The 10,339-nt window shown below is 74.3% G+C and carries 9 protein-coding genes and 1 riboswitch; of the genes, 4 read left to right on the top strand and 5 right to left on the bottom strand.

Annotated features, from left to right (window positions below; translation table 11 throughout):
- Positions 1-307: 307 nt before the first annotated feature.
- The 5 genes from ACFWEK_RS13700 to ACFWEK_RS13680 all read right to left on the bottom strand — a co-directional run bounded on the left by ACFWEK_RS13700 (position 308) and on the right by ACFWEK_RS13680 (position 6,781).
- The gene (locus ACFWEK_RS13700) at positions 308-2,407 is read right to left on the bottom strand and encodes a glycosyl hydrolase (protein ID WP_430554407.1); all 2,100 of its coding nucleotides are present in this window, start codon (positions 2,405-2,407) and stop codon (positions 308-310) included.
- A gap of 41 nt (positions 2,408-2,448) precedes the next feature.
- A complete protein-coding gene (locus ACFWEK_RS13695) occupies positions 2,449-3,180 on the bottom strand; it encodes an HlyD family efflux transporter periplasmic adaptor subunit (RefSeq protein ID WP_430554406.1) in 732 nt (243 codons plus the stop codon).
- Positions 3,177-4,874: a glycosyltransferase gene (locus ACFWEK_RS13690; protein ID WP_430554405.1), complete on the bottom strand. Its 1,698-nt coding sequence runs from the start codon at positions 4,872-4,874 to the stop codon at positions 3,177-3,179. The genes ACFWEK_RS13695 and ACFWEK_RS13690 overlap by 4 nt, the downstream gene beginning before the upstream one ends.
- A gap of 279 nt (positions 4,875-5,153) precedes the next feature.
- On the bottom strand, positions 5,154-6,077 hold the full coding sequence (locus ACFWEK_RS13685) for an LLM class F420-dependent oxidoreductase (RefSeq protein WP_430554404.1): 924 nt from the start codon (positions 6,075-6,077) through the stop codon (positions 5,154-5,156).
- Between the two features lie 47 nt (positions 6,078-6,124).
- Entirely contained in the window at positions 6,125-6,781 is a 657-nt protein-coding gene (locus ACFWEK_RS13680) for a disulfide bond formation protein DsbA (protein ID WP_430546047.1), read from the bottom strand.
- A 64-nt stretch (positions 6,782-6,845) separates the two neighbouring features.
- Here ACFWEK_RS13680 and ACFWEK_RS13675 point away from each other — a divergent pair, with 64 nt between their 5' ends.
- The 4 genes from ACFWEK_RS13675 to pnuC all read left to right on the top strand — a co-directional run bounded on the left by ACFWEK_RS13675 (position 6,846) and on the right by pnuC (position 10,292).
- Positions 6,846-7,085, top strand: a complete 240-nt coding sequence (locus tag ACFWEK_RS13675) for a hypothetical protein (protein ID WP_430554403.1) — start codon at positions 6,846-6,848, stop codon at positions 7,083-7,085.
- Between the two features lie 122 nt (positions 7,086-7,207).
- The gene (locus ACFWEK_RS13670) at positions 7,208-8,386 is read left to right on the top strand and encodes a class I SAM-dependent methyltransferase (RefSeq protein WP_430554402.1); all 1,179 of its coding nucleotides are present in this window, start codon (positions 7,208-7,210) and stop codon (positions 8,384-8,386) included.
- Positions 8,387-8,396: 10 nt separating this feature from the next.
- On the top strand, positions 8,397-9,200 hold the full coding sequence (locus ACFWEK_RS13665; protein WP_430546044.1) for a TetR family transcriptional regulator: 804 nt from the start codon (positions 8,397-8,399) through the stop codon (positions 9,198-9,200).
- 107 nt (positions 9,201-9,307) lie between these two features.
- Positions 9,308-9,450: riboswitch (FMN riboswitch) on the top strand.
- Between the two features lie 125 nt (positions 9,451-9,575).
- Positions 9,576-10,292: a nicotinamide riboside transporter PnuC gene (gene pnuC, locus ACFWEK_RS13660; protein ID WP_430546043.1), complete on the top strand. Its 717-nt coding sequence runs from the start codon at positions 9,576-9,578 to the stop codon at positions 10,290-10,292.
- Positions 10,293-10,339 lie beyond the last annotated feature (47 nt).

Genomic DNA, 10,339 nt, shown 5'->3' with positions numbered 1-10,339 from the left:
GCCAGCGTGTCGACCCACCCGAACCATCGCTCCAGCCGGGCGCCGTCGGCGGGGACCGCCGTACGTGCCGCCGCCACCTCCGCGCGCGCGCCCTCGTGTGCCATGGCCCGGTCCCATCTCCGTCGATGCCCGGGCCGTCGTCGGACCGGTCAGCCTCCGGGCCGGCGACGTCGCCGGCCCGCAGCGGGAAAGCGATTCCCCGCGTTGAATGGATTCACCGTAGAGCCCTCGGACGCCTCCGTCAACAGCCGTTCTGCAACGTTGAGATCACGGCCGCGCCCCGCTCTGCCGGCCTGCTGGACAGGCTCTACGCGGCGCGCACCAGCAGCCACGCGAGCAGCCACGAGCGCGTGTTCCCGTCGTCGATGCGCTCGCCGGGCAGGTCGCGGGCGACGCCGAGCGCCGCGGCGGCGTCCTCCGGCCCGGCCAGCGCGGCGTACACGAGCAGCTGGTCGCCGAACGTCACGTCCCACGACGCGGGGTCGTCGCGAGGCCCGGAGAGCGCCTCGTCGAGGTTGGCCCGGATGCGGTCCGGGTCCCCGCCGAGGTAGGTCGCGACCGGCTGTGCCGGCAGCACGAGGATCCCGAGCATCGCGCTCGGCTCGGCGCTGAACCACGTGGCCCAGTCCCGCTTGCCGCCCCACACGAGCGACGTCACCTGGTGGCCGAAGCCCTCCACGGCGGGGTCGTCCCGGTCGAAGTCGGTCCAGTAGGCGCGCGCCGACGCGGCCTCCGCGCCGAGCATCCACCGCGCCTGCTCCTCGAGCTCGGCGTCCCCCGTCGCCTGCGCCCACAGGGCCAGCCCGTTCCAGGCCGAGACGGCCTCGGACGCCGACTCCTGGTTGTTGCCGTCGGCGAACGGCGCGTACCCGGACGCCCACGAGTGGCCGGCGTAGACGTCGAACACCCGCAGCGCGGGCATCCCGCCGACCCCCGTGCCCGACGCGACGTCCGCGGCGAGCAGGTCCAGCACGGGCGCGAGGTCGGTGGCGAGCCCCGGGTCGTCGGCCGCCACGACGCCCGCCGCGTACAGGAAGTACCCGTAGTGGAAGTGGTGGTCGTTGGCCTCCTCCGAGCCGAAGCCCGGCACCTTCCCGACCACGGTCGCCAGCACCGGGTCGTGCACGAAGCAGCGCTCCGCGCGGTGCTCGCAACCGTCGGGCTCGGCCCACTCCCGCAGTCGTTCCTCGAGTCCCGACCTCAGCGGCCCGGCCACCCCGTCCAGCCCGAGCCCCTCCGCGAGGCCGAGCAGGGTGGCGTCCCGGGCCAGGGCCTTGCCCCCGAAGTACGTGTCGGACGGCGCCTCCAGGGTCCCCGCCTCCACGGCGGCCGCGTCGGCACGCACCTGGTCGGCGAGCTCCGCGCGCGCGTCGTCGTCCAGGCCCGACAGGTCGAGCCCGCCGGCCGGCTCCACCGCGGGGCTCGACCACCCCAGGGTCGTGGCCGTGCAGACGTCGACCGTCCCGTGCACGGTCGCGTACGAGCCGAGGCCGCAGGTGGCCCCCGTGGAGTCCGCCTGGTGGGGCATCCGCACGACGGCCGTGGGGCCCCCGTCCGCGGTGGCGTAGGTCAGCGCGCTGCTCACGCCGTCGTCGCCGGCGCCGTACGACGCGGTCACCCCGGTCACGGGGCGCGAGGCCGCCTCGACGAGGGTGTCGACCGACGCACCCGACGCCCCGTCCGGCACCGGGAACCATGCGGCGGACTCGCCCGCGGCGAGCGTGAGCACGCGCCCGTCGTCGGAGAGCCCGGCGCCGGGGGCGTCGGTGCCGCCCGGACCCACGAGGACGTGCTCGCGGTCGAGCACCTCGGTCGACGCCCGGCCGTCGGCGACGGTGAACGCCGAGGTCATCGCCACGTCCTGGTCGGACGCCGCGACGTACCGCAGCACGGGAGACCCCTCCACGATCCGCAGGTGCCCGAGCGCCGCCCCGGCGCCGTCGCGCAGCTCGACCGTCACCGACGCGACGTCGTACTCCGACACCACCGACGACGCGGCGCCGACGTCCGCGCCCACCTGCGGGTCGAACGGACCGAGGATCGAGGTCTCGGTCACCTGGACCTGCGGCAGCCCGTACGCGAACCCTCCCCCGGTCAGCGCGACCGCGAGCGGCACCGGGAACACGGGCTGCGGCGCGTCGCCGAGCGCCAGGCTGGAGAACCACCGGTTCGTGGGCGGCGCCAGGCCGTCGGCGAGTCGCGTCGTCGGCGTGGCCGCGACCTGCTCCTGGGGCAGCAGCGACACGTCGACGTCGGGCGCCGCGAGGCTCTCCTCCGGCGCCGGGGCATCGACGGGGCCCGGAGGGTCCTCCCCGGCGGGCGCCGGCCCCCCGAGGACGCCGCAGCCGGACGACGCCAGGACCACGGCCAGGACCGCCGTCAGCACACCGGCGACCGGCGGCGGCACGCGCCTCCTCCGCCCCCCGGCGCCGCCCCGCGCGGGCGTCGTCACAGGCCCACCCGGCGCAGGAACTGGCTGAACGAGGCGTCCACGCCGGCGAGCGGGCCGTCGTCGTGCAGGTCGATCACCGCGGTGACCGGGGTGCCGGCCATGACGAGCCCGTGCTCGGCGCCGCGCACCAGGCCTGCGCTGGAGACGCGCACCGTCGCCTCCGCCTGGTTCTTCGTGTTCTGCACGGCCACCGCGTCCACGACGCCGTCCACCTCGGCCTGGTTGGGCAGCACCACCGTGACCGTGGCGCCGTCGCGGACGCGGGCGAAGTCCGCCGGGTCGAGCACGAGCCTCGCGTCGACGAACAGCGAGCCCTGGCGCTCGACGGTGGCGAGCACCTCCCCCGACTGCGCGAACGCGCCCTGGGCCACGGCCACGTCGGTGACGACGCCGTCGGCGGGGGCGACCACGGTCATCGTGCCGTCCTCGGCCACCTCGTAGGCGCCACCCTCCCGGCTGACGAGGCCGACGGCGAGGTCGTGCTGCAGCGTGAGGCTGCGCAGCACCAGCAGGGGGTCGCCGGCGCGCACCTCGTCGCCCTCCTCGACGAGCGCCTCGGCGACCGTCCCGGCGTAGTCGGTGCCCACGTCGAGCGTCTCGGCGGAGATGGTCGCGGCCGACGACGTGGCCTGCGACTCGCGACGGTTCATGACCAGGGTGAGAGCGGCGCACAGCAGCACCACGCCGAGCAGGCCTCCCACGAGGCGCAGGCGGTTGGTCCAGGTCACGCGGCACCTCCGGCGGACGGGACGGCAGCGCGGGCGCGGCGCGACTCGCGCAGCGCCGTGACGACGAACGCGCCGAGGATGAACGTGTTGGTGAGGTTCCAGGCCAGCGCCAGGCTGGGCAGCGGGTCGTCGCCCCACTCCTTCCAGACGCCGACGGCGGACGTCAGCAGCAGGAACGCGAAGCAGAGCACCTGCGGGAGCATGAAGTTGAACGGCGACTCGGCCCGGCCGGCGCGACCCGTGACGTGCCAGGCCTGCTCCTTGCCGGTGAGGGCGTTCCACAGTGCCTTCGTGTAGATCGGGAACGACACCGACGCGAGCATCAGCACCTCCCACCGGAACGACCCGAGGGTGAAGAACGCGATCGCGATCTGCATCCCGTAGAAGCCCAGGTAGTACAGCAACCAGGTGCTCGGCGAGATCGTCAGGTCCATCGGCGTGAGGTCCAGGTAGATCTGCAGCGGCGGGACCAGGAGCAGCACGAGGGGCGCGATGCCCGAGAGGTAGTGCGTGGCCGTGACCGTGTACTGCAGGCGCTGGTCGAGGGTGAGCCGTCGCCTCGGGCTCAGCGGGTTGTGCTGGAGCATGATCTCGAAGCCGCCGGTGGCCCAGCGCAGCTGCTGCTTGGTGTACGCCTCGACGGTCTCGGGGGTGTCGCCCACCGCGAGGACCGTCGGGATGTAGACGGTGCGCCAGCCGCGCTCGTGCAGCAGGAGCGACGTCCACACGTCCTCCGACTTGGAGTCCGTGTACATGCCGCCGATGTCGTCGACCGCCGCCCGGCGGAAGATCACGTTGGTGCCGACGCAGAACGCCGCGTTGAAACGGTTCCGGCCGGGCTGCACGAACCGGTAGAACACGGCCTGCATGTAGCCGGCGCCGCGCGAGATGAGGTTGTCGAGGTTGCCGTACGTCTGCGGGGTCTGCACGAAGGCGACGTCGTCGGAGACGAAGAACGGGACCGTCTCGACCAGGAGCTCCGGCCTGGGGACGAAGTCTGCGTCGAGGATGACGAAGTAGTCCCCCTTGGCGATCGTCAGCGCGTGGTTGACGTTGCCGGCCTTGGCGCCGTGGCTCGACAGCCGGCGCACGTAGCGGGCACCGAGCGTGGCGGCGAGGTCGCGCACGTCGTCCGAGCGGCCGTCGTCGAGCACCCAGGTGCGGTGGCGGCCGCGCAGGGCGACGGCGGCGCGCACCGTGCGCGCGACCGTGTCGAGGCTCTCGCCGTACGTCGTGATGAAGACGTCGACGGTCACGGGTCTGTCGTGCAGGTACAGGGTCCAGCGCGTGGGGTCGTCCTCGGCCTCGTCCCGCACGATCTCGGGCAGGTCGAACAGGCGGTCCTGCGCGTGGTGGAAGGAGAAGCCGCGCGGGTCGTAGCCGCTGGAGAGCACCGTCCACATCGCGAGGAGCGCCTGCACGACGAGGATGGTCTCGGCCGTGATCACCATGACGTACGGCAGCGCGTCCCCGCGGTGGGCGGGGTTGAGCAGGAAGACGGCGTAGGCCACGACGCCGAGCGTCGCGAGCAGCATGATCAGGGCGAGCGACGGCGACCGCGAGGCGGCGTTCTCGTCCCTCGGCGGGGCGGTGGGGCGCGGCGGCTCCGCGCGGAGCGGGCCGGGGGGGTGCGACCGGACGTGCTCGGTGCGGCGCGGGGTGACGACGAGACGGTCGAACTCGGAGACGGACATGGCGTGTCCTCCGGGCATGGGCGCGGTCGTGCGGCGGGGAGCGTGGACCACGTCGTCCGGGCGACGGCGGCGTCGTGTCGGTCCTGCGGGCCTGCGGCGGGCGCGACCTCGGCCCTGAACGGGTCGAGGTGACCCGCTCCGGAGAGCGGGCCACCTCGTCGTCTGTCGGGAACATAACCCCGCCGCGCCCCCGTGTCACGGCTTCGGCGGGGTGAGTTCAGCAGGCGAGACCGTCGCCCTGGCCGACTGTCGCCGCAGGTCACAGGCCTGCGGCTCGCCTCAGAGCTGCGTCGCGACCTCCCGCGCCACCAGGTCCAGGTGGTCGAGGTCGTGCAGGTCGAGCACCTGCAGGTACACGCGCTGGATGCCCTGGTCGCGCAGGGAGCCGAGCAGGTCGACGGCCTCGGAGACCGTGCCCGCGACGCCGTGCTCGCGCAGCTCGGCGGGCTCGCGGCCGATCGCGGCCGCACGTCGCGCGAACTCCGCCTCGTCCTTGCCCACCGCGAGCACCAGCGCGACGGACTGCACGATCGAGTCCGGGGTGCGCCCCGCCTCGGCCAGCGCCTCGTTGATGACGCCGATGCGCGGCGCGACCGTGTCCAGCTCGGGGAACGCCTGGTTGTACTCGTCGCCGAACCGGGCGGCCAGCGCCGGCGTGCGCTTCGGCCCGCCCCCGCCGACGATGACCGGGATCTTCGCCTGGGCAGGCTTGGGCAGGGCCGGGGAGTCGACGAGCGTGTAGTGCTCGCCGTCGAACGAGTACGACCCGCCGTCGGGCGTGCCCCACAGGCCGGTGAGGATCTCCAGCTGCTCCTCGAGGAGCCCGAACCGCCGGGCCGGGAACGGGATGCCGTACGCCTCGTGCTCGCGCGCGAACCAGCCGGCGCCGAGCCCGATCTCGACGCGGCCGCCGGACATCTGGTCCACCTGCGCCACCTGGATCGCCAGGACGCCGGGGTGGCGGAACGTGGCCGACGTGACGAGGGTGCCGAGGCGCACGGTCGACGTGTCCCGGGCCAGGCCGGCCAGCGTCGTCCACGCGTCGGTGGGGCCCGGCAGGCCGTCGCCGCCCATCGTCAGGTAGTGGTCGGAGCGGAAGAACGCGCTGTAGCCGAGGTCCTCGGTCGCCTTCGCGACGGCGAGCAGGTCGTCGTACGACGCGCCCTGCTGGGGCTCGGTGAAGACACGCAGGTCGAGGGTCACGGGTTCGCCTCTCGGTGGAACGGTGGGACCGGCGGGGCGCCGGGAGGTCAGTCGAAGGTCGGCGAGGAGGTGCGCGACCGCTTGAGCTCGAAGAAGTCCGGGAACGACGCGAGCGCGACGGCGCCGTCGAAGATCCGCACCGCGTCCTCGCCGCGCGGGATGCGCGTGAGGACCGGGCCGAAGAACCCGACGCCGTCGACGTGGATCGTCGGCGTGCCGACGTCCTCGCCCACCGGCTTCATGCCCTCCTCGTGCGAGACGGCGAGGGCGGCGTCGTAGGCGTCCGACGTCGCGGCGTCGGCCAGCGCGGCGGGCAGACCGGCCTCGGCCAGGGCCTCCACGGCGACGGCGTCGAGGTCGTCCCGGCGGCCGCCCGGGTGGATGCGCGTGCCGGCCGCGGTGTAGAAGGCGCTGAACGCCTCGGGGCCGTGCTCGGTCTGCACCGCCGCGGCGACGCGGCCGATGCCGCGCGACGCCTCGATCTTCGCCCGGTAGTCCGCCGGGACGTCCCGGTCCTTGTTCAGCAGGTACAGGCTCATCAGCCGGAACGTGAGCTCCACGTCCCGGTGCTCCGCCACCTCGAGCGCCCAGCGCGACGTGATCCACGCGAAGGGACACAGCGGGTCGACGTAGACGTCCACGACGGGGACGGTCGTGGTGGGGGCGGTCGTGGTCGTCGGCGCGGTCGTGGTCCCGGAAGTCACGACCGCCACCCTACCCATGCCGGGGGCACGTGTTCCGCGGGAGGGGCAGCGGTAGCCTCGGCCCGTGCGCAAGGTGCGGTGGGCGAGCGTGTGGACCGTGGTCGGGGCGTGCGTCGTCGCGCTCGCGATGCTGTGGGTCGTGCTGCGGGGCAGGGTCTGGGCATGGATCCCGTTCTTCCTCGCCGCAGGGGTCGCCGTCCGGGAGGTCCGGTACCTGCAGCGCGCCCGGCGTCCCGCCGAGGCGGGCTTCGACGAGCGCCGCCGAGGGAAGCCGGACGACGACCGCAGGCGCCGTCGCGGCTGACGCGGATCACCCGCACGGGCCGTCGACGCGCCCGGCTCCCGCGGGCTAGCGTCGAGACGGGCGCCGCCTCCCGACGACGCCGCGGGGCCCGCACGTCCGGGCCACGGCACGGAGGTGCCGCCATGTCCGACCCGACCGACACCGCCGACACCGGCGACACCGCCGACGCGTTCGCCGACCGGCTGTTCGCCGCCACGCTCGGCGCCATCGACGTCCTGGCCGTGCACGTGGGCGACCGGCTCGGGTGGTACCGGGCGCTCGCGTCGTCCGGCCCCCTGACGTCCACGGGGCTCGCGGAGGCCACCGGCACCGCCGAGCGGTACGCGCGCGAGTGGCTGGAGCAGCAGGCGGCGTCCGGCGTCCTCGTCGCGGAGGACGCCGGCGCGGCACCCGCGCTCGACGCGGACCCGCAGCACGTCGCCCGGACCCGCCTCTACGCACTGCCCGCGGCGCACGCGGAGGTGCTGACCGACACGTCCTCGCTGTCGTACCTGGCGCCCCTGGCCCGGTTCGTCGGCGCGATCGGACCGCAGCTGCCCCGTCTGCTCGAGTCGTACCGGGACGGCGGCGGGGTGTCGTGGGACCAGCTCGGCGACGACGCCCGCCAGGCGCAGTCCGACGTCAACCGCCCGTGGTTCGAGCGCCGCCTGGCACCGACGCTCGCGGCCCTGCCCGCCGTCCACGAGGCGCTCTCCCGGCCCGGGGCCCGCGTGGTCGACGTCGGCTGCGGCTTCGGCTGGTCGACGCTCGCCCTCGCCGAGGCGTACCCGCTCGCCGAGGTCCACGGCGTCGACGTCGACCGTCCGTCCGTGGCTGCCGCACGGGCGGCCGCCGCGGAGGCGGGGCTCGAGCGGCGGGCCTTCTTCCACCTCGCGGACGCCGCGGAGCTCGCCGTCGCCCAGCCGTACGACGCGGCGTTCGCCTTCGAGTGCGTGCACGACATGCCGCGCCCGGTCGCCGTGCTCGAGGGGGTGCGCCGCGCGATGCGGCCGGACGGCGTGGTGGTGGTCATGGACGAGGCCGTCGCCGACGAGTTCCGCGCCCCGGCCGACGACGTCGACCGGATCATGTACGGCTACAGCCTGTTCGTGTGCCTGCCGGACGGCCTGTCCACGAGCCCGTCGGCCGGCACGGGCACCGTGATGCGCCCGGCCACGCTGCGGCGCTGCGCGCGTGCGGCCGGCTACGCCGGCGTCGAGGTGCTGCCGGTCGACGACTTCGGCTTCTTCCGGTTCTACCGGCTGCTGCTGGGGTCCACGGACGAGCGGACGCAGCGGGGACGACCGGCGGTGCCGGAGTAATCTCCCTGGCATGACCGCCGTCCGGACGCACACCCACGCCCAGGCCGTCGACGCCGCGATCGACCTCTTCTCCCGGCAGGGCTACGAGCAGACCACCGTCGAGGAGATCGCCGACGCCGCCCGCGTCAGCCGTGCGACCTTCTTCCGCCGCTTCCGCTCCAAGGAGGACGTGGTCTTCGCGGACCACGAGCTGCTCCTGGAGGAGGTCGTCGTCATGCTCGCGGAGACCCGGCCCGAGGCGCGGGCCAGCGAGGAGTCGGGCCGCGCGCCCGAGCGGGCGTGGGACCCGACCACCGACCCGTACCTCGAGGTCTGCCGCGCGGCCCGGCTCGTCTTCGACCACCACGTGGGCCAGCGCGAGACGTCGATCGCGCGGCACCAGCTGCTGCAGCAGGTGCCCGCGCTGCGCGACCGCGAGCTGGTCACGACGCACCGCTACGAGCGCGCGTTCACCGCCTACCTGCGCGACACGCTGCCGCCCGACCGGTCCACCACCACGATGTCGATCGCGTTCGCGGCGTCCGTCGTCGCGGTGCACAACGCGATCCTGCGGCGCTGGCTGCGCAACCCCCACCTCGACCTGCGCCCGGAGCTGGAGGAGGCGTTCGCCGACCTCCGGCGGGCGGCCGTCGCCCCGTTCGCGCACGACGACGACTCCACGGCGCCGTCGTCCGCCCCCGCCGACGCCGCCTCCGCCGGCGAGGGCCGGACGGTCGCCACGGGCGGCGACGGGAAGCGCGTCGTGGTCACGGTGCTGGAGCCCGGGGCGGGGCCGGACGACGTCGCGCGCGCCGTCCGCGACGCGCTGGCCTGACCGACGGTCGAGACGGCCGGACGCGGTGCGGCCGGCGGGAATGCCGCTGTGGCATCCTGAGTTGTGCAGGACACCGCCGGGACCTCCGGCGGTGGAAAGACACGCACGTACGTGCTCCGGGGTCGGTGAAATTCCGAGCCGGCGGTGACAGCCCGCGACCCGGCCTCCCTTGCTCCGGCAGGGTGGGGCCGGCTGACCTGGTGAGATTCCAGGGCCGACGGTCAAAGTCCGGATGGGAGGAAGCACGTGCGGCACGCACCCGTCAGGGTGGGTGCCGCCGGGCGTCGTGCCGCCGACGACGGCCCCACGGGGCCCGACGCGGCGAGCGCCGACCCCTCACCCCGGACGCCGCACCTCGGACCGGGAGAGTGAACGATGGACGCGATCGACGCGTTCTTCAACGCCACGCTGACCATCGGCGACCAGCACATGTCGTGGCGCGAGATCGTCGGCAACCTGTTCGGCCTCGCCTCCGCGCTCGGCGGCATGCGCCGCAAGGTGTGGGCGTGGCCCGTCGGCATCGTCGGCAACCTGGTGCTGTTCACCGTCTTCATGGGCTCGTGGTTCGGCGACTCGAGCCGGGCCGACATGCTCGGCCAGGCGGGCCGGCAGGTGATGTTCCTGATCGTGTCGATCTACGGCTGGGTGCAGTGGCGGCGCACCGAGCGTGCCGCCCTCGAGGTGCGCGCGGACGGCAGGATCCCCGCCGACGGGGGCGCGGCGGTGCACCCGCACTGGGCGTCCTGGCGGGAGCGCGTCGGGATCGTCGTCGTCATGGTGGGCGGCACCCTGCTGCTCACCCCGTTGTTCCGCGCCCTCGGCTCGTACGAGCCCGTGTGGTCGGACGCGTGGATCTTCATGGGGTCGCTGGTCGCCACGTACGGCATGGCCAAGGGCTGGGTCGAGTTCTGGCTGGTCTGGGTGGCGGTCGACGTGGTCGGCGTGCCCCTGCTCTGGTCGGCGGGGTACTACGCCACGGCCCTGATGTACGTGTTCTACGGCGCGTTCACCCTGACCGGGTTCTTCGTGTGGTGGCGCGTGCACCGGCGCGAGCAGGCCGAGGCGGAGACGACGCCCGCCGTCGCGCCCTGACGGCGCTCGGCGCGGCAGTTCGGGCTCGGCGCGGGGGGTCGAACAGC

Source organism: Isoptericola sp. NPDC060257, from assembly GCF_042726645.1.
Taxonomy (GTDB): domain Bacteria; phylum Actinomycetota; class Actinomycetes; order Actinomycetales; family Cellulomonadaceae; genus Isoptericola; species Isoptericola nanjingensis.
This window is presented reverse-complemented; position numbering and strand designations above follow the sequence as displayed.

Coding starts and splice junctions, on each gene's coding strand:
- ACFWEK_RS13690 (WP_430554405.1), bottom strand. CDS start 4,874: ATGTCCGTCTCCGAGTTCGACCGTCTCGTCGTCACCCCGCGCCGCACC.
- ACFWEK_RS13670 (WP_430554402.1), top strand. CDS start 7,208: ATGTCCGACCCGACCGACACCGCCGACACCGGCGACACCGCCGACGCG.
- ACFWEK_RS13665 (WP_430546044.1), top strand. CDS start 8,397: ATGACCGCCGTCCGGACGCACACCCACGCCCAGGCCGTCGACGCCGCG.
- pnuC (WP_430546043.1), top strand. CDS start 9,576: ATGGACGCGATCGACGCGTTCTTCAACGCCACGCTGACCATCGGCGAC.